At 67.0% G+C, this 18,453-nt stretch carries 16 protein-coding genes; 10 read left to right on the forward strand and 6 right to left on the reverse strand.

The window, feature by feature from the left end; translation table 11 throughout:
- The first annotated feature begins 46 nt into the window (after positions 1-46).
- Genes ACIBI6_RS18240 through ACIBI6_RS18250 form a run of 3 tightly spaced genes read left to right on the forward strand, consistent with a single transcriptional unit; the run spans position 47 to position 2,560 of the window.
- Positions 47-424: a hypothetical protein gene (locus ACIBI6_RS18240; protein ID WP_396957157.1), complete on the forward strand. Its 378-nt coding sequence runs from the start codon at positions 47-49 to the stop codon at positions 422-424.
- Positions 417-1,706, forward strand: coding sequence for a hypothetical protein (locus ACIBI6_RS18245; RefSeq protein WP_364344207.1), 1,290 nt, complete (start codon positions 417-419; stop codon positions 1,704-1,706). Before ACIBI6_RS18240 ends, ACIBI6_RS18245 begins: the two co-directional genes overlap by 8 nt.
- Entirely contained in the window at positions 1,688-2,560 is an 873-nt protein-coding gene (locus tag ACIBI6_RS18250) for an ESX secretion-associated protein EspG (protein WP_364344210.1), read from the forward strand. The genes ACIBI6_RS18245 and ACIBI6_RS18250 overlap by 19 nt, the downstream gene beginning before the upstream one ends.
- Positions 2,561-2,602: 42 nt before the next feature.
- Here ACIBI6_RS18250 and ACIBI6_RS18255 read toward each other — a convergent pair whose 3' ends face one another.
- Positions 2,603-3,226 (reverse strand): phosphoribosyltransferase, encoded by a 624-nt coding sequence (locus tag ACIBI6_RS18255; protein ID WP_396957160.1) that lies wholly within the window; start codon positions 3,224-3,226, stop codon positions 2,603-2,605.
- An 11-nt stretch (positions 3,227-3,237) separates the two neighbouring features.
- On the reverse strand, positions 3,238-4,092 hold the full coding sequence (locus tag ACIBI6_RS18260) for a carbon-nitrogen hydrolase family protein (protein ID WP_396957162.1): 855 nt from the start codon (positions 4,090-4,092) through the stop codon (positions 3,238-3,240).
- A gap of 62 nt (positions 4,093-4,154) precedes the next feature.
- Here ACIBI6_RS18260 and ACIBI6_RS18265 point away from each other — a divergent pair, with 62 nt between their 5' ends.
- Both ACIBI6_RS18265 and ACIBI6_RS18270 read left to right on the forward strand, forming a co-directional pair.
- Positions 4,155-5,948 carry a DEAD/DEAH box helicase gene (locus ACIBI6_RS18265; protein ID WP_364344219.1) on the forward strand — a complete coding sequence of 598 codons (1,794 nt, stop codon included), beginning with the start codon at positions 4,155-4,157 and terminating at the stop codon, positions 5,946-5,948.
- A gap of 233 nt (positions 5,949-6,181) precedes the next feature.
- Positions 6,182-9,574, forward strand: a complete 3,393-nt coding sequence (locus tag ACIBI6_RS18270; RefSeq protein WP_396957348.1) for an AAA domain-containing protein — start codon at positions 6,182-6,184, stop codon at positions 9,572-9,574.
- Between the two features lie 120 nt (positions 9,575-9,694).
- Here ACIBI6_RS18270 and ACIBI6_RS18275 read toward each other — a convergent pair whose 3' ends face one another.
- Entirely contained in the window at positions 9,695-10,873 is a 1,179-nt protein-coding gene (locus ACIBI6_RS18275) for an amino acid deaminase/aldolase (RefSeq protein WP_396957164.1), read from the reverse strand.
- Between the two features lie 47 nt (positions 10,874-10,920).
- Positions 10,921-11,400, reverse strand: coding sequence for a TetR family transcriptional regulator (locus ACIBI6_RS18280; RefSeq protein ID WP_364344225.1), 480 nt, complete (start codon positions 11,398-11,400; stop codon positions 10,921-10,923).
- A gap of 418 nt (positions 11,401-11,818) precedes the next feature.
- Here ACIBI6_RS18280 and ACIBI6_RS18285 point away from each other — a divergent pair, with 418 nt between their 5' ends.
- On the forward strand, positions 11,819-12,565 hold the full coding sequence (locus tag ACIBI6_RS18285) for a tyrosine-protein phosphatase (protein WP_396957167.1): 747 nt from the start codon (positions 11,819-11,821) through the stop codon (positions 12,563-12,565).
- Position 12,566: 1 nt separating this feature from the next.
- Here ACIBI6_RS18285 and ACIBI6_RS18290 read toward each other — a convergent pair whose 3' ends face one another.
- Positions 12,567-13,835 carry an AMP-binding protein gene (locus ACIBI6_RS18290; RefSeq protein ID WP_364344231.1) on the reverse strand — a complete coding sequence of 423 codons (1,269 nt, stop codon included), beginning with the start codon at positions 13,833-13,835 and terminating at the stop codon, positions 12,567-12,569.
- A 95-nt stretch (positions 13,836-13,930) separates the two neighbouring features.
- Positions 13,931-14,725 carry an enoyl-CoA hydratase/isomerase family protein gene (locus ACIBI6_RS18295; RefSeq protein WP_364344234.1) on the reverse strand — a complete coding sequence of 265 codons (795 nt, stop codon included), beginning with the start codon at positions 14,723-14,725 and terminating at the stop codon, positions 13,931-13,933.
- Between the two features lie 38 nt (positions 14,726-14,763).
- On the opposite strand from ACIBI6_RS18295, the gene ACIBI6_RS18300 reads away from it, so the two are divergent.
- From ACIBI6_RS18300 to ACIBI6_RS18315, 4 genes are all read left to right on the forward strand, one after another.
- A complete protein-coding gene (locus ACIBI6_RS18300; RefSeq protein ID WP_396957169.1) occupies positions 14,764-15,789 on the forward strand; it encodes a glutathione S-transferase family protein in 1,026 nt (341 codons plus the stop codon).
- Between the two features lie 112 nt (positions 15,790-15,901).
- Complete coding sequence (locus ACIBI6_RS18305; protein ID WP_364344240.1) at positions 15,902-16,633, forward strand: hypothetical protein; 732 nt, start codon at positions 15,902-15,904, stop codon at positions 16,631-16,633.
- Entirely contained in the window at positions 16,630-17,604 is a 975-nt protein-coding gene (locus tag ACIBI6_RS18310; RefSeq protein ID WP_396957171.1) for an ABC transporter ATP-binding protein, read from the forward strand. The genes ACIBI6_RS18305 and ACIBI6_RS18310 overlap by 4 nt, the downstream gene beginning before the upstream one ends.
- Positions 17,601-18,383, forward strand: coding sequence for an ABC transporter permease (locus ACIBI6_RS18315; protein WP_364344246.1), 783 nt, complete (start codon positions 17,601-17,603; stop codon positions 18,381-18,383). The genes ACIBI6_RS18310 and ACIBI6_RS18315 overlap by 4 nt, the downstream gene beginning before the upstream one ends.
- Positions 18,384-18,453: the final 70 nt, after the last annotated feature.

Genomic DNA, 18,453 nt, shown 5'->3' on the forward strand with positions numbered 1-18,453 from the left:
TTGATCACGGCTGCGCGGGCAGCACGATGAGGAAGGGGGCGGCGAAATGTCGGACGTGACAGCGCTGAATCAAGCGATCGACGATGGCCAGCTCTGGATCGATGGGGTACTGGTCGCCGAGGGTGCGCATGAGCAGTGCGCCGTGCGCTATGAACAGCTTGCCGATGAGGTCGAGGCCCAGATCGCCGTATTGAGCGGTGCCACATCGCTTCCCGGCTTCGGCGGCTTCGATTCCGGTGCGGCGCTGCGGCGTGGCTTCGAAGACAAGGCCGACGGCGCGATCATCCGATTGCGCGCGTATGCCGACGCCGCAAGGGCGCTCGCGCAGACCTTCCGCGCGGCCGCAGCGGCATACACCCGGGCCGATACGGATCTGGCAGTCGCGGTCGGTCAGGTCGAGGTGGCGGGAGCCGCGCATGCGTAAGATGCCGCACTCCGGTGAGAAGACCCCCATTCGGTATGCCGACCCCAGCTACACCGACCCCAACTACGCGCAGACCGTCGAAATCTTCGACAATCTGTCGCATCGGGAAATCCACGACGGTGTCCAGCTGATGAATCCGGTTGTCCTCGCGGCCGGACAGCAGGCGTGGCAAGGCAGTTCGACCGGACTCGCCACCGCCGTAGCGCAGGCGCACAGCGAGATTCGGGTCGCGATGGCCGACGGTTGGCGCGGTGCCGCGGCGGACTCCGCGGCCGCTGCGGTGCGCGAATTCGAGCGGCACGGACAGCAACTCGCCGATATCATGGCCGCCGTCGGTCAGCGGCTCGGCCAGGCGGGCGATGCCGCCGAGGCACTTCGCGCGGCCGTGGTCGAACCGTCCAGCGAAACAACGGATCTGGCTGGTGCACTGCTGGATCCGACGAGGGCGACCGAGAACACCACCACCCAGAAATCCGCCGACGGCACCCGCCAGGATGTCGTGCAGGCGATGGATGGCATCTACACGAATGTGTTCATCTCGACCGGTTCCGGTGTGCCCGCCTTCCCGGATGCGGTGACCGCCGATGTGCCGCAGTCATCCGACACCACACCGGTCGCTCAGGTATCCACCACGACCGTTCTCGACACTGGTACGCAAACCCTCACCACCCCAACGGTTTCGGCGACCGCGCCGGTGCCGACTACATCGCACACCACCGTCGAGCCGGCGACGACGCAACCGGCGAGCGCCCCGACCACCGTCACTCCGGTGAGCACCGCCACCGACACCGCACCTGCTGCCGCGAAACCCGTTGTGCCGACGGCGGATTCCCCAACATCGACCAGCCCGGTTGCAGCCACCACATCGACGACCACACCGGATCGCTCGGTGCGACCGGGTACCGCCACACCGGTGACCACCGCCGCATCCACCTCGATGGTCGCTCCGACGGTTCCCGGCATCTCGAACACCGACGACGAGCGCAAACGCGATGAGCGCAAACGCGATGCGAGTGGCGATGCGATCAACGGCGTCGGCGCGGGAGCGGTCGGCGGACTCATGGGCGGCGCCATGGTCGCGGGCGACAGCCCGCGCTCCGGCATGAGCACCAGTGCCGCCGCCGCCCGCGCAGCCCGCGAAGAGGACGAGTACGACGACGAATACCACTTCTTCGACGACGATCTGACCTTCCTGGAACCGGCCGATGACGGCGGTGAGCTGATCGGCGATATGGATCCGACGACACCCCCGGTCGTCGGCGAATGGACCGAACTGGAGTGAACTGGACGCTGACCCCGGACCAGTTCGCCATGGCCTGGGCCCGCACCGATGGCGACCGCATCCCCTACCCACTCGCCGTACGCCTCTCGGCTCGCGATACCGCGGAGCGCACCGCCCAACTCCCCGCGTTGAACCGTTGGTGCGAGGAGACTCTCGACGCCGATCTGGAAGGCGCATTGCGGGTGCTGGCTCGCCCCACCGTGCGCATCGAGGTCTTCGGCGAGCGCGGTACCGCAGAGCCGTCGACCGGAGTCGATGTCGGGCAGGACGGCACGGTCGCGGCGACGGGTTTGGTCGAACAGACCGGTCCCGTAGTCGACCAGCCGAGCATCGCGGCGCAATCGCGTCCGGTGCGCGTACTCGGTGCTATCGCCGGGGATATCGCGGTGGTCGCGGCGCAACGCGCGGGCGCGACCACAGATCGCGGCAGCGATATCCGACTGTTCGTCGATCGCGTGAAAAATCTTTCCGCACGGGTGATTTCGGTACTGCCGGAGAATACGCCCGGCACCACACCGCAATTGACCGCACCGCTGGCCCGGGTCAGCGAGGACAGTCGGGATCTGGTGACCGTACCGGTGGCCGGACCCACCACGCCGACCCGAATTCGCAAGCTGCTCAGGCAATCCCGCGACGGCATCGGCCAGATCGTGGTGTCGGTGCGCCGAGCCGACGGCGAGCTGCATCCATTCGGGGTGCTGTGTTGGATCGACGTGATCGGCGACGGCAGGTACTCGGTGCGCACCGGGGTCGATGTCGATATCGTGCCGGTCACCGCACAGCGGTTCACCGCACAACTGCGGCCGATGGTTACCGCGGCCGAACGCACCCTCACCTTGGCCGAGCGTTGGTGAAGGTGACCAAAAGCGTGTGCGGTCGACGAGACGGCGGGCACCTCACGCGAGTAGCGCGGTGACCTCGTCGTCCTCCAACTGATGGAAGTCGCGGTACGCCATTCCGACGCCGCCGAGCGAACGCGGCACCCATGGGCAGACCACTTCATCCGCCTCTGCGGCCACCCGGCGCAGCGCCTCGGAGGACGACACCGGCACCGCAACGACGATCCGCGTCGGTTGGTGCAGTTGGGCGACCCGGCATGCGACGGCCACCGTCGCCCCGGTCGCCATGCCGTCGTCCACGATCACCGTTGTGCGGCCGGAGATCGGGATCGGTTTGGCATCACCGCGCCACACCTCACGTCGGCGCTCGAGTTCGGCCCGTTCCAGATCCTCGATCTCAGCGATCTGACGCGGCGTTATCCCGGTGTGCGACAACACATCCTCATTGAGGACCCGGATACCTTCCTCACCGATGGCCCCCATAGCCAACTCCGGCTGCCACGGCACACCGAGCTTGCGGACCAACAGGATGTCGAGATCGCCCCCGATGACCTCGCGCACCGCGGCCGCCACCGGAACCCCGCCGCGGGGCAGTCCGAGCACCAGCGGTTGCATCGCACGCAGGTGGCCGAGTTCCGAACCCAGCGCGCGACCGGCCGCTGTCCGATCGGAGTAGATCATCCGAATTAACGCTACTCCGGTGCGCGCTCGGTGATCGCGAATCGCCGCAATGCCAGGCTGGGATTGGTGCGGCGAACCGTGGCGAGCTGTTCGAGGTCGATATCGGCGGTGAGCACGCCGGGTTCGTCACCGAGTTCGGCGAGGACGGCACCGGTCGGGCCGATGATCATCGACGCGCCAGCACCACGCGGGGCGCATTGATCGGCAGCGGCCACGTAGACGGTGTTTTCGATGGCACGTGCACGCAGCAACGTCGTCCACTGATCAACCTTCGCCGGACCGGGGATCCACTGCGCCGGCAGCACAAGCACCTGCGCGCCCGCAGCCGCGACGCGACGGCAGCCTTCCGGGAACCGAAGATCGAAACAGGTCTGCATGCCGAATGTCACAGCACCGACCGTGAAGGTGGCCGGGGCCTCGATCGCACCCGACTCGACGACATCGGATTCGAGATGTCCGAACGCGTCGTAGAGATGCACCTTGCGGTACTTCGTCACCAGGTTTGCATCGGGTCCGAGCACGACGAGGGTATTGCGGATCCGACCCGCCTCCGGCGCCACTTGCTCGACCATTCCGGCGACCAGATACACCCCGCATTCGCGCGCGATATCGCCGAGGCCGGTGACGAACGGCCCGGTCAGCGGTTCGGCGACGGCCACGACCCGCTCGTCGAGCCGGGTCACGGCAAACATCGAGTATTCCGGCGCGACCACCACCATCGCACCCCGTTCGGAGGCCGCGCGAACATACTCGCGCAGGGTTCGCAGATTGCTGGTCGGATCGATTCCCGGCGCGAATTGAACCACCGCCACAGCCACCGCCGATGTCGTCGGATCGTGATGCGCGGACACGCTTTCGGGTTGCATACGTCTCACCGTATTGGCCCGGTGGCCGGGACGACCACCGGGAGGCAGTAAACTGCTGGTCAATGAGTACCAATCAGGTCGACAGCGTTCCTGGCGACAACGACAGGGACAACGACGGCCCGACCTTCGCCGATCTGGGCATCGATGACCGCATCCTCGCGGCCATCGCCGATGTGGGTTATGAGTCGCCGTCTCCCATCCAGGCCGCGACCATTCCACCGCTGCTCGAAGGCGCCGATGTGGTCGGGCTGGCCCAGACCGGCACCGGCAAAACCGCGGCATTCGCCATCCCGATCCTCATGGGTATCGAGGCGACCGGCAAACTTCCGCGTGCCCTCGTGCTGGCCCCGACGCGCGAACTCGCGATCCAGGTCGCCGAGGCATTCGGGCGATACGCCACCCACATTCCCGGACTGCATGTGCTGCCGATCTACGGCGGCCAGGCCTATGGCGTCCAACTCTCCGGCCTGCGCCGCGGCGCGCATGTCGTGGTGGGTACGCCGGGCCGGGTGATCGACCACCTGGAGAAGGGCACGCTCGACCTGTCGCAGCTGCAGTATCTGGTGCTCGACGAGGCCGACGAGATGCTGAAGATGGGGTTCCAGGAGGATGTCGAGCGCATCCTCGCCGACACTCCGCGCGAGAAGCAGGTGGCGCTGTTCTCCGCGACGATGCCCTCGGCGATCCGCAGCATCTCCAAGAAGTACCTGCGCGAACCGGTCGAGATCACCGTCAAGTCGAAGACCTCCACGGCGACCAACATCACCCAGCGCTGGGTCCAGGTCTCGCATCAGCGCAAGCTCGACGCACTGACCCGGATCCTCGAGGTCGAGTCGTTCGAGGCGATGATCCTGTTCGTGCGCACCAAGCAGGCCACCGAGGAACTGGCCGAAAAGCTGCGCTCGCGTGGATTCTCCGCCGCGGCGATCAACGGCGATATCGCGCAGAACCAGCGTGAGCGAACCATCGGCCAGCTGAAGTCCGGTGCGCTCGACATTCTGGTCGCCACCGATGTCGCCGCGCGCGGACTCGATGTGGATCGCATCTCGCATGTGGTCAACTACGACATTCCGCACGACACCGAGTCCTATGTGCACCGGATCGGCCGCACCGGCCGGGCCGGGCGCAGCGGTGAGGCGCTGCTGTTCGTCGCACCGCGGGAACGTCATCTGCTCAAGGCGATCGAGCGCGCCACCCGGCATCCGCTGACCGAAATGCAGCTGCCCAGCGTCGATGATGTGAATACCCAGCGCGTCGCCAAATTCGGCGATTCGATCACCGAGAACCTCAGCTCGACGAACTTGGCGCTGTTCCGCAAGCTCATCGAGGACTACGAGCGCGAGCACAACATTCCGCTGGTGGATATCGCGGCGGCGCTGGCGGTCAGCGGCTACGACGGCGACAACTTCTTCATGGAGCCCGAGCCGGAGCCGGTCGAACGCCCGCAGCGCGAACGCATGCCGCGCGGAGATCGCCCAGCGCGCCGGTTCGAGGGCGAAGACCGCGGTCCATCGCATCACCGCGGTACCGGAGCCGAATTGGCGACCTACCGAATCAGCGTCGGTAAGCGGCACCGGGTGGTGCCCGGCGCGATCGTCGGCGCCATCGCCAACGAGGGCGGACTGCGCCGCAGTGATTTCGGCCATATCAGCATCCGGCCGGACCACAGCCTGGTCGAACTGCCAGCGGACCTATCCTCGGAGACGCTGGAAGCATTGCGGCGCACCAGGATCAGCGGCCAGCTCATTCAGCTGCAGCTCGATTCCGGCGCGCCGAGCGCACGTCCGTTCCGCGCCGGACCGCGACGCGATCGCGACGGCGGCAAGCGACCCGAACGGCGTAAACCACGCTCCTGAACCGGGGACGGGTAAACCGCCGGTGGGAGCTACGGGCCCGGAGGCGGTAGCTTGCGTAACCACGCAGGGCCCCGCGGACACCGAGTTCAACGCCGGTGGGAGCGACGGGCCCGGAGGCGGTAGCTTGCGTAGCCACGCAGGGCCCCGCGGACACCGAATTCAGCGCAGTCGAATCGGCTAGCTACAGTGTTGCCGTCCGTGTCCGGCGAAGACACAGGAGGCCGCGTTTGATCGTGTTCGGTGATCATGTCGTCTGTTCCGCCGTCGACCTGGTACGCGCGGCGCGCTGTGAATTCGAGTTGCTGCGTGCCCTCGATACCGAACTGGGCACCATCGCGGGCACGGCGGATATGGTGCCGGATCATGCGTCGCGCAGCGCATTCCACGATGCGCGCGCACGCAGGCTCGCGGACTTCCGGGATCGGTACGGCAGTCAGATGGTGGAGATCCATTGCGCCGCGCACGATCCAGCGACCGATCCCCAGGGATATATCGCCGCGCTGCGGGCCGCCAATGCCGAGACGATCGCGGCCCTGCGGGCCGGCGCGCATGTGATCCACGGTGCCACCTTCTTCGACGGAAAATTCGTCTGTACCGGCGATTTCCTGCTGCGGGCCGGTCATCGGGTGCGCTACACAGTGCACGGCACCGCGGCCGGTCCACCGGATCGGATCGATGCCGCGCTCGAACTCGCCGCCTGCGCCGACGCTTTGGACCGCAGCGGCGCGCTCACCGCTCCCCTGGTGCGGTTGTACCTGGACGAGGACTGCGAGACCGTCGCGCTCACCGATCTGCTGCCGGTGTATCTGGCTCGGCGCGGCCGGGTGGAGCGGATCCTGGAAGACAAACTCGGCGAGTTGCTGCCCGTGCAGTGGGGCGATCCGCGCTATCTCGCCTGTGGCCACTGCCCGACCTGCACCGGCGCCATCTCGGCGGCACGCGATTTGCTACTGGTCGCGGGTATGCCGCGCACAGCGCGGGCCAGACTGCGCGAGGCCGGGGTGAGCACCATCGACCGGCTGGCGAGCAGCACCTCCACTGTGCCCGGCCTGCCGCCGCGCACTTTCACGGCATTGCGTCGCCAAGCCGAAGTCCAGCTGGCTCGAGAAGATTCCGGACAGCCGACGCACACGCTGGTCGACCCGATCGCGTTGGGGGCGTTGCCGCCGCCGTCACCGGGCGATCTCGCGCTCACCATCGAGGATGGGGCATCGGGTCGGCTGCTCGGTATCGAGGTGGGTGGCAACGGCACAGTCCACTTGGCCTTCCGTGCCCCGTTCGGCGCGGCACCCGCACCGTATCGGGCGATGACCGATATAGCCGACGAGGAGGCCGGGCAGCGGCGCGCATTGGACGAGGTGCTCGACTTCGTGGCACAGCGGCAGCGGATGTATCCGGATATGCGCGTGTACCACTACACCTCCGACGTGCGCTCGGCGCTGCTGCGGTGGACCGGTCGGTACGGAGTCGGTGAGGAGACCGTCGAGGATCTGCTGCACACCGGTGTGCTCGTCGATCTGTATCCGATCGTGCGCAATGCGCTGCTGATCGGGGAACGCTCCTATCGGCTCAGTCGACTGCGGCGGCTGCTGCCGACTGTGGCCGGCCAGGAACGCGATTGCGTCACCGTGCTGCGGCTGCGTGACTGGCTGCTGGATCGGGCGGCGGAGCGGCGCGTGGACTCGGACGCGATGCTGCTGGATCAGGCGAGTTCGTGGTGCCTGGTGCCGAGTCCGGAGGAGACGGATCCGCTGCCTCCGTCGCGGCCCTCGTCGATCGAGGCCGCACTCGCGGAATTCGCGGCGGCACAGAGGCAGCCGCATCATCCTGCGGCATTGATGGCGGCGGCGCTCGGTTATCACCGGCGCGAACGTCAGCCGCTGTGGTGGGCACATGCCGACCGGCTCAGTCATCCGGTCGACGAATGGGCCGATGCGCCAGGCGTACTGGTCGCCGATTGGGGCACGGTGGACACCAAATGGCATCGCAGCCCGCATCAGCCGACCATGCGCAGATACCTCACGCTGACCGGACGGATCGGCATCGGTTGGGGCGGTAGCGAAACCGCGGGCGGCGCCGCCACCGGCACGGTGCTGACGCCGGGGGCCACCGTGTACACCTTCTATGATCAGCCGGTCGCCGCCGGAATGATCACCGCCGTCGGTCGGCGCGCGACCGCCTCCGCGACGGTGCTCGGCTGCTCGGTGGACGCGAACTTCGACGACACCGTGCGGCTGGAGGAATTGCTGCCGGATGGCTGCGAACCCTACGACGAGCTGCCGATCGCGATCGCACCCGGTCTGCCCGCCTGGGACGAGAATATCGAGACCGCGGTCGAATTCGCCGCCCAGCAACTACTGATGGCACTACCGCAGGTCCCGGCGGGCGCGGTCTTCGACATCCTCGACCGCCGACCCCCGCGCCTACGGCGTGCCGAACGGCTGCCGGATGTGCACGGTGACCACGCGGCGGCGATCACGGCCGGGCTGCGCGATCTCGACGATTCCTACCTGGCGGTGCAGGGGCCGTCGGGCACCGGCAAGACCTCCACCATCGCCAGGGCGATCGAACGTATGGTCACGCGGCACAAGTGGCGCGTCGGGATTGTCGCGCAGACGCATGCGACGGTGGAGAGCCTGCTCGACATGATCGTCGCGATGGGCGTGCTACCGGAGCTGGTGGCAAAGAAGGATGTCGTGGCGGTGGCGCCGGAGTGGTCGGTGATCGACGGCGCGCGCTATCCGCGGTTCCTGGACAATGCGGTCAACGGCTGCGTAATCGGCGGCCTACCGACCGATTTCGCCGATGCCGAGGTGGTCCCCAGCGACAGTCTCGACCTGCTGGTGCTCGCCGATGCGGGCCGCTTTCCGCTCGCCGATACCGTCGCCGTCGCAGTGAGTGCGCGCAATCTGCTGCTGCTCGGCGATCCCGCGCCGTCCGCGGCGCGCAGCGCGCATCCGGAACCGGTCGACGAATCGGTACTGGGCTGGCTCACCGAGGGCCGCCACACGCTGCCCGCCGACCGCGGCTACTTCCTGGACCGCACCTGGCGGATGCATCCGCGGGTCTGCGATCCGATCTCCCGGCTGTACTACGACAACCGCCTGCGCTCCAACGAAACCGTCACGCTCGCACGGCAATTGGAGGGTGTCGAACCGGGTGTGGAGACGGTGCTGGTGCCGCACAGTGGCGATTCGACCGAATCGATGGCCGAGGCCCGCGAGGTGGTCCGCCGGGTGCGCGCCCTGCTCGGCGTCACGTGGACGACCGGTGCGATGACGCGACGGCTACATCCGCACGACATCCTCGTGGTCGCGCCCTACAGCGCCCAGGTCGCCCTGATCCGAACGCTGCTGGCCCGAGCCAAGATCGAGGATGTGCTGGTCGGCACCGCGGAGCGTTTCCGCGGCCGGGAGGCGGCGGTCGTGCTCATGTCGATGACCACTTCCAGCCCCGCCGACGCGCCATACGGTATGCGATTCCTGCTGTCACGCAGTCTGGTTCAGGCGACGCTGTGCCGGGCCATGTGGAAGGCCGTCGTCATTCGGTCACCACTGCTCACCGAATATCTGCCGAGTGCGCCGGACGAGCTATCGGATCTGGCGACATTCCTACGACTCAGCTGAATATTTCTTTCAGCATTTGGGTGGTTTGTGACCGAAATAATCAGTCCGAACCGGTTGGTTCTTTTAATGGAATTCGATCTTGAAATTGCTATCCCGCGTAATTCGCGATTAGCAGTCAGCTCAGCCGAAGCAGTTGCCCTCACCGCGATAAGTGGGCACCGTCGTCCGCGCGCCGTCGCCATCGATCAGGTGCACCTGGTTGAACCGCTCACACAGCTCCCCCGCCTTGGCATGCCGGAACCACACGCGATCGCCGATCCGCAGTTCAGCGGCTCCGGACAGCGGCGTCTGCACCTCGCCAGCACCCTCGGTACCGAGCAGCTTCAAACCGGTGGGCCACGCCGGCTTGGGCACCCGCGACGCCCCGGTGGGACCGGACGCGATGTAGCCGCCCGCGAAAACCGTCGCGATGGATGGGGTCGGCTTGCGCAGCACCGATGTGGCGAAGAACAGCGCGGGTCGCGGAGTGAAGGCGCGGTAGTGATCGAAGAGCGTCGGCACATACAGCCCGGAGCCCGCGGTCACCTCGGTGACATCCGGATCGGTGACGCTGACCTCGATGGATCCGGAACCACCGCTGTTGACGATCTCCAACTTGCCGACCACCGAACGTACCGCGTCCAGAACCCGCCTGCGCCGCTTGCCGATTTCGGCCGCCGAGGCCCGCTTCACCAGGCGCACAGCGATATTGGAGTCGGGCAGCCCGGCGATCTGCGCCTCATAGGTCATCACGCCGACCACGTCGAACCCACGGTTCACGGCCTCGCGCGCGAGTTCGGCGGCCTGTTCGGGGGTGCGTACCGGCGAGCGCCGAACACCCAAGTGCAGCGGCCCGATTCGCAGCGAGGCATCCACATCGAGGCAGATTCGTGGTCGCACGAGATCGGTTCCGACCGCGGCGCGGATCAGGTCCAGCTGCGCGCGATCGTCGACCATCAACGTAATGGATTGGCGCAGCGTGTCATCGGCTGCGAGCGTGGCGAGCGCCGCGCGGTCGACGGTCGGATAGCCGAGCAGCACGTCGCGCGCGCCGAGGCGGACCAGCCAGATGGCCTCCGCCAACGAATAGGACATGATGCCCGCGAAGCCGCCGGATGCGGTTAGCCCGGCACCGAGCACCTCCTCGAGCACGGCGCGACAGCGCACCGATTTACTCGCGACTCGAATGGGCACCCCACCCGCGCGACGGACCAGGTCAGCGGCGTTGGCACGCAGCGCGGTCAGATCGAGGGCGGCAAGCGGCGGGTCCAGCTCGGCCGTGGCCGCATGCAGTGTGGCAATCGGCGACGTGTCTGTCACCAGTCCACTCAATCACCAAACTGGTCAAACGTCCAGTAATGCGGGAATCAGACTTCGGCAGCCCGGGTAGCCAGGCTGCTGACCAGGTCGTCGAGCACCACCAGCATCGTTTCGTCATTGCAATCCGCAAGCCACCGCAGCACCGTGCCCTGTAGCACTGAGACCGCATAGGCCGCGATGGCTTCCGTCGGCTCCAACCACTGCGCGCCCGAGCGGTTGGCACAGAGGTCGAGGAAACTTGCGACCTCGGAGTCCATCTCACGGAACAGGGCCGTGGCCTGCGGGTCGGCGACACATTCGGTCTGCGCCTCCCACCGTTCGGCCAATTGATGCGCGGTCGCCTCGTACCTGCGGGCCTGCTTGGCCGGAGCCGCTTGGACCAGCGGCCAGTACGCACTCACACCGGCATGCAGCAGCACCCGAAGTGCTCGCACTCCGGTGAAATCGAGCGAGGCGGCCGCCTTCTCGACGGCCTCGCAAATGGTCGGCCGCAGCCGAACCGCCGCTATATCTCCACGTACGCTCAACGACGACTCCCTCGGGGAAAGAACTCGCGCACCTTCGTCGGCGCGGCTCGTTGAACACGACAGGCCGCTCTCACGAATCCCCCACTAGGGAATTTCCTGGATGCCCAGTCCAACATTCATCAATGGTAGAGGCTTTCCGGGGTTTAAGAACGGGTTCGTTGGGTATTTCCAGACTGGAAGAATGTTTTGTTACCCAACCGGAATCCCGCTGCGATCGAGCGGTGTTCACCGGAATCGCCTCCGAGGGCGTGACTCTCGCGTCTGCCTACGCAAGATAGACCATCGACCACACTACGGTACGTAACGGTACCGCCCCGGTCTTATGTGGCGGATACCACACCAATACCTCGCAAACTGGACGGCCGACGGTTCCGCGATCGACACCGTGCCGACACCGTGAGGTAGCTAGCCTGGACCGGTGACTCTCTCGCCCTCGGCCGACCAGTTCTATCTGACCGGCACGTTCAACTTCCGCGATCTCGGCGGTCTGCGCAGTGTCGACGGCGCCCGGATCCGCCCCGGCGTGCTGTTGCGCTCGGCCCAGCTGAGCGGACTCGATCTGCCCGGGCACGCGATCTTGCGCGAACTCGGCGTCACCGATGTCTTCGACCTACGCGGGCCGCGCGAGATCGAGCACATCGGCCACGACAATCTGCCCGAGGACGTACGCCTGAATGTCACACCGTTCGATTCCCGAATGGCCGAGGCGCCGCCGCACGATGCGCAGACCGACGCCGCGTTCACGCACATGCTCGAGGTCTACCGGTACTTCCCGGCCCTGCCCGAGGCAAATGCCGCGATCATCACCATCGCCGAGACGATCGCCGACGGCGACCGCGCGGTGCTGGTGCACTGTGCGGCGGGTAAAGACCGCACCGGCTGGGCAATCGCGACGCTGCTGCGTGCGGTCGCGGTCGACGAGGCCGATGTGCTCGTCGACTTCATGGCCAGCAATGACGCCGTCCCAGCCCTGCGCGCCATGATGACGCCGAAACTGACTGCGGGAGCGGAACTTTCCATCGATATCCTCGGCGTGCGGGAGGACTACCTGCGCATCGCGACGGACGCCGTGCACGAAAGCCACGGTGATTTCGAGACCTATCTGACCGACATCGGGTTCACCGCGGACCTGCGCGCGCGGCTGCGCGATCGCCTGCTCGAGTGAGTCATCCCGCCTGCGCCTGCTCGCGTCGGACCAGACCGTCGGCATCGATGCTGACCTGATCGCCGGTGTGGAACCAACTTCCGGTGAACCGGTCGGCGGTTGTCTCCGGATCGTTCCAGTAGCGATGGGTCACATTCGGTCCGCGACACAGCAATTCGCCTTGGCCTGACTGCGCCCGCGGCCCCCACAGCGCCAATTCGGTACCGCCGAACGGGAATCCGAGCACCGGATCGGCGCCGGGTGCGGTGTCGGTGTCGTCGTCGACGACCAGGCCGATGCCGCTGGTTTCGGTCGCACCCCAGACCGACCACTGCCGCGCGGCCGGGAACATGTTCCGCAGGGGCGCGACCAGATCGGCGGGATCGGTGCGATCGGCGGCGCGTTCGCCGCGATGGCCCGCATTGCTGACCCGGACGATGCCCTCGGTGCGCAATCCCTCGCTGCGCAGCGCCGCGAGTTCGGGCAGCAAGCGGGCGAATATGCGTGGAGTCGCGGAAACCATATCGATCCGTTCGGAGACAATGGTTTCCGCGAGACTGCGACTATCCGGTGCGAGGACTACGGTGCCGCCGACCGCGAAGGTCGGCAGCAGCTGGTCCACACAGCCGCTGGCATGCGCCAGCGGTAACAGCACCAGATTGCGCAGCCCATCGGTCGGCAGATCCAGCGCCGCGACGACGGAACGGATTGCCGAGAGCAGATTTTCATTGGTCAGCTCGACACCCTTGGGCGCGACAGTGGCATTGGCCGGACAGGCCCCGGCGCCGCTGGTGTAACAGAGCAGTGCCAGATCACCCAAGGCCGCACCGTCATCGATGAAGGCGGCCCCGTCGGGCAGTTCGTCGCTGCCGCCGCCGAGCACGAAATCGGTACCGCTGTCGGCCATCACCCGCTCGGCCACCGCATCGGGCAGTCCATGGTGCACCAGCACCGGTACCGCGCCGCTGAGCAGCGCCCCGAGGAAGGCCTGGACCCAGCGCGCGCCCGTCGGCATGTGGATGGCGACCCGGTCGCCGTAGCCGATGCCGTGTTCCTGCAGACCGCCCGCGATGCGGGAGGCGCAGTGCCACAGCTCCCGATAACTCAGCCGGGGGCCGCCGATCTCCACCACCGCCTCCCTGGTCGAGAAGGCGTGCACCTGCAGATCCAATAGTTCGGTCAACGCCGGGGTGAGGTTGCCGTAGCGCAGCACCCCATCGGCGCCGCGGGCCAGCGGGGCGTCGCAAGCATGCGGACGGCTGGGTGGATATTCGACCAGAAACTGCGACATGAGTCCTCCGCACGCGCCTCGAGCCCGCAGGCTCTTGCGACTATATGACGCGAGTCACATTTTCGCTGGCATAGGAGAGGAACGTGTCTCGGATGTCATCGGCCGGTGTAAGTCGCCTTCCCTGGTCCGACCTCCAGGAAGCTGCGCACCGCGCCGCGCAGATCCGCCGTGTCGAACAGCGCGCCGGACACCTCCGGCGTAACCGAATCCGCGTGCGCCACACCGCCCGAGCGCCACGCTTCGATGATCTGTTTGGTCGCGGCATGCGCCCGGGTCGGGCCCTCGGCCAGGCGATTCGTCAATTCCCTTGCCGCGGTGTCGACATCGTCGTGAACGGCGTTGACCACGCCCCACTCGGCCATGGTCGTCGCGTCGTAGAGGTCACCGGTCATCACGAATTCGCGGGCGCGACCCGAACCGGCGCGCTCGGCCAGTCGCTGCGGACCGCCCATCGACGGTGTGAGGCCGACGACCGTCTCCACCAGACCGAATTTCGCCTTCGGCGCGGCCAGGATGATGTCGCAGGCCAGGGCCATTTCGAAGGCGGCGGTCAGGGTGAGGCCGTGCGCGGCGAAGACCACAGGGCACGGCAGCGCCTCCAGCGGATGGATGATCTGCGCGAACTGGGTGCGCCACAACTCGGCGCCCTGCTCCACCGTCAAACCATCGAAGACGTGTACGTCGACGCCACCGGAGACCAGCTTGCCCTCGGCCCGCAGCAGCACCGCGCGCGGCGGATTGGCCGATAGTGCGGCGAGATCCTCGATGAGCGCATCGAACATCGGCTGGTCGAACAGATTCAGCGGCGGATTGGCCAGGGTGAGGGTCGCGACCTCGGCGCCGCCATCGGTGGTTTCCCGGGTCAGCCTGGTGGCCTTCGTATCACTCATCCGGCAAGAGTAAGGCGTCGATCTGCCAGACTAGGCGAGTGACCAAGTCGGTATCGGAAAACGGTTCCTACGTCGAGCCCGGTGAGTTCAACCGGGATACGAACTACATCACTACACGCATTACTGCCGACGGCCGCGACGGGTATCCGGTTGAGCCGGGGCGCTATCGGCTGGTCGCGGCGCGGGCCTGTCCGTGGGCCAATCGCACACTGATCGTGCGCAGGCTGCTGGGGCTCGAAGACGTCATATCGCTCGGACTGTGCGGGCCGACACACGACAAGCTCAGCTGGACCTTCGATCTGGATCCCGGCGGGGTGGATCCGGTACTCGGCATCCCCCGGTTGCGTGAGGCATATCTTGCGCGATTCCCGGACTACCCGCGCGGCATCACGGTGCCCGCCCTCGTGGACGTTCCCACCGGTCAGGTGGTGACCAACGACTACGCGCAGATCACGCTCGACTTCTCCAGTGAGTGGACCGAATTCCACCGACCCGGCGCGCCGCAGCTGTATCCGTGGGAGCTGCGAGCCGAGATCGACGAGGTGAACCTGGCCGTCTTCCGGGATGTCAACAACGGCGTTTACCGGTGCGGATTCGCCGGAACGCAGGCGGCGTACGAGGCGGCCTACGATCGGCTCTTCGCTCGGTTGGACTGGCTGTCGGAACGGCTCGCCACCCAGCGCTACCTGGTAGGCGACACCATTACCGAGGCCGACGTTCGGCTGTTCACTACGTTGATCCGCTTCGATCCGGTCTACCACGGCCATTTCAAGACCAACCGCAGCAAGCTGAGCGAAATGCCGGTGCTCTGGGCCTATGTGCGTGATCTCTACCAGACACCCGGATTCGGCGACACCGTCGATTTCGGGCAGATCAAGAAGCACTACTACGTGGTGCACAGCGATATCAACCCGACCCAGATCGTGCCCAAGGGCCCGGATCCGACCAACCTGCTGACCCCACACGGCCGAGAAGCGCTGGGCGGCAGGCCATTCGGCGACGGCGCCCCGCCACCACCGCCGCCGCTCACCGAAAGGGTCCCCGCGCTGCGCGAGCCGGCGTGATCGAACCGACATGCTGGGAACCCGGCCGACCGGGTACATCGTTGTCATGACGGGCCGATAGCGGTCGGTGCAATAAGGTCGTTGCGTACGGGCGGAAGAGGAGGATATCGCCGTGTTCAAAGGCACGTTCGAGAAGACGGTGGTCCAGCTACTCGATACCGGGTCGCGCTTGCAGGCGCCCGCGGTCGCCAAGTACGTGGACCGGCTGCGGCGTTCGCATCCGGCGGAGAATCCCGCGCAGATCATCGAGCGGCTGGAGCACCAATACCTGCTCGCGGTCACCAGCAGTGGCGGCGCCGTCGGTGCGACGGCCGCGGTGCCGGGCGTCGGCACGATCGCGGCGCTCGCGGCGGTCAGTGCCGAGACGACCTTCTTCATGGAGGCGTCCGCGGTGTTCACGCTGGCTGTCGCGGCCGTGCACGGCATCTCCCCGGAGGACAAGGAGACGCGGCGGGCGTTGGTGCTCGCGGTCGTGCTCGGCGAGAGCGGAATGGAGATCGTCGAGAAGACGGTCGGTCATTCGGCGAAGAACTGGGGCACGCTGTTCGCCAATAAGATTCCCGGCCTGTCGAGCATGAACGATTCGCTGCTCAAGCGATTCATCATCCGCTTCATCACCAAGCGGGCCGCATTGATGGCGGGCAAGGTGGTGCCCGCCGGTATCGGCGCGGTGATCGGCGGCGTCGGCAACCGCTCACTCGGCAAGACCACGATCAGCAACGCGCGCAAGGCTTTCGGCCCCGCGCCGGTGACCTGGCCCGCCGATCGACAGCTCGTCATCGATGCCGATCCGCTGCCCGCCCTGGATCCGGCCAAGCCGCAACCCCCGACCACGCCGCGATGAGCGCGGGCCAACCGCTCGCCTTCTCCGTTCGCGGCCTGACCAAGCGCTACGACCTGGTCACCGCGGTCGAAAATGTGAGCTTCACCGTGCCGTCCGGGACAACCGCCGCCCTGGTGGGTCCGGCGGGCGCGGGTAAGTCGACGATTCTGCGGATCCTGCTCGGTCTGCTCCAGCCGACCTCCGGAACCGCTGCGGTCGGCGGGCCGGGCTCCCGGCGGCGCGCCGGATCCGCGGTTGTCGTCGGCGGCATGCTGCAGCCGCGCGGGCTGCATCCGGCTCGAAGCGCGCGCGATCATCTGCTGGTCTATGCGGCAGCCGCCGGTGTCGAGGACGCGCGGGTCGACGAGGTGATCCAGGTGGTCGGCCTCGGTGACTCGGCGAAGACGCGGGCAGGCGAGCTGTCGGCCGGACCGCAGACCCGGCTGGCCCTGGCGACCGCGCTGCTCGGTGACCCGCAGTTGCTGATTCTCGACGAGCCACTGGCCGGTCTCGACGCGGCCGAACGCGCCTGGCTGGCCGACTTCCTGCGGCGACACACCCGCCGGGGCGGCTCGGTCCTGTTGTCCAGCGAAAGCCTCGCGAATGTGATTCCCATGGCGGACAACATCATTGTCGTGAGCGAGGGTTCGGTGGTCTATCAGGGGACGCCCGCCCGGCTGCGGCGCGGCCATCCCGATCGACTGGTCGTCGCCGCATCGACCCCGATCGCACTCGCCACCATGTTGGCCGCACAGGACTTCACCGATGCGGTGATCCGTCCCGACGGACGTCTGGCAGTTGCCGAGGCGACCGAAGCGCAGATCCGCGCGGCGGCGACGGCGGCCGGTGTGCGCGTGGACAATATCGCCGCCGACCAGATCCACCCGGACCGAGTGCTCGCCTCATTGCTCAAACCGGCCCGCCCGCCCCAGCCCGCCCCCTATGCCGGGATCGCACCGCAGCAACCGACCCCCTACGGGATTACCCGATGATCGCCGTGCTGCCGCCGGACCTCGTTCCGGCCGTCAACTCCGAGGTCCGCAAGGTCAGCACGCTGCGCGCCAGCCGAATCCTGGCCGCACTGATCCCCGCGATCGCCCTCGTCGCGAGCACCGTGACCACACTGCTTGCCGGGCCCGCCGATCCGAAATCCAATCCGGCCACGGGCGCGGCGACCATCGGGCTCTATATCGGGCTCGCGGCCGCGATCGTGCTGGCGGGCGCGTTCGGCGCGGCCGGTGCGGGAGCCGAATATCGTTACGCGACAATGTCGTCGACCGCCCTGTTCACCTCCGATCGGGATCGTCTCGCCGCCGCGAAATACCTCGTCACCGCGGGCTTCGCCCTTGCGGCGACTTTCGTCGTCGAACTCATCGCCTTCGCGTGCCTGCTCGGTTTCGGCCACGGCAAATTCGACTTCGGAGTGCGCTTCCTCGCGGTTCTCGGCGGCGGTCTACTCGCTGCGGTCTGCTGGTCCCTGATCGGCGCCGGTCTGGGATTGCTGCTGCGCACCTCCACCACCGCGATAGTGGCGATGCTCGGCTGGCTGGTGATCATCGAACCGTTGATCTGGGTCGTCGCTAAAGCAGTCGGCCTCGCCGGAGTGGTGACCGTCCTACCCGGCTCGGCCACCGTCAGCACCGTTGCCGTCGGTTCCTTCAAAGACAGCGACTTCCTGGCTCCCACCCCCGCTGCCCTGGTGGTCCTCATTCTCTGGACCATCGCCGCCGCGGGCGGGGCCTGGTGGTTGCTTCGCACACGCGACATCTGATCCAGCCCCGGCAGCGGGGAACAAACTGCGGTGCGGCACGTGTCATTACCGTCGGTACAAGCACGACAAG

This window comes from Nocardia sp. NPDC050412 (assembly GCF_044458825.1).
GTDB lineage: Bacteria > Actinomycetota > Actinomycetes > Mycobacteriales > Mycobacteriaceae > Nocardia.

Coding starts and splice junctions, on each gene's coding strand:
- ACIBI6_RS18240 (WP_396957157.1), top strand. CDS start 47: ATGTCGGACGTGACAGCGCTGAATCAAGCGATCGACGATGGCCAGCTC.
- ACIBI6_RS18245 (WP_364344207.1), top strand. CDS start 417: ATGCGTAAGATGCCGCACTCCGGTGAGAAGACCCCCATTCGGTATGCC.
- ACIBI6_RS18250 (WP_364344210.1), top strand. CDS start 1,688: ATGGACCGAACTGGAGTGAACTGGACGCTGACCCCGGACCAGTTCGCC.
- ACIBI6_RS18255 (WP_396957160.1), bottom strand. CDS start 3,226: ATGATCTACTCCGATCGGACAGCGGCCGGTCGCGCGCTGGGTTCGGAA.
- ACIBI6_RS18260 (WP_396957162.1), bottom strand. CDS start 4,092: ATGCAACCCGAAAGCGTGTCCGCGCATCACGATCCGACGACATCGGCG.
- ACIBI6_RS18265 (WP_364344219.1), top strand. CDS start 4,155: ATGAGTACCAATCAGGTCGACAGCGTTCCTGGCGACAACGACAGGGAC.
- ACIBI6_RS18290 (WP_364344231.1), bottom strand. CDS start 13,835: ATGTCGCAGTTTCTGGTCGAATATCCACCCAGCCGTCCGCATGCTTGC.
- ACIBI6_RS18295 (WP_364344234.1), bottom strand. CDS start 14,725: ATGAGTGATACGAAGGCCACCAGGCTGACCCGGGAAACCACCGATGGC.
- ACIBI6_RS18310 (WP_396957171.1), top strand. CDS start 16,630: ATGAGCGCGGGCCAACCGCTCGCCTTCTCCGTTCGCGGCCTGACCAAG.
- ACIBI6_RS18315 (WP_364344246.1), top strand. CDS start 17,601: ATGATCGCCGTGCTGCCGCCGGACCTCGTTCCGGCCGTCAACTCCGAG.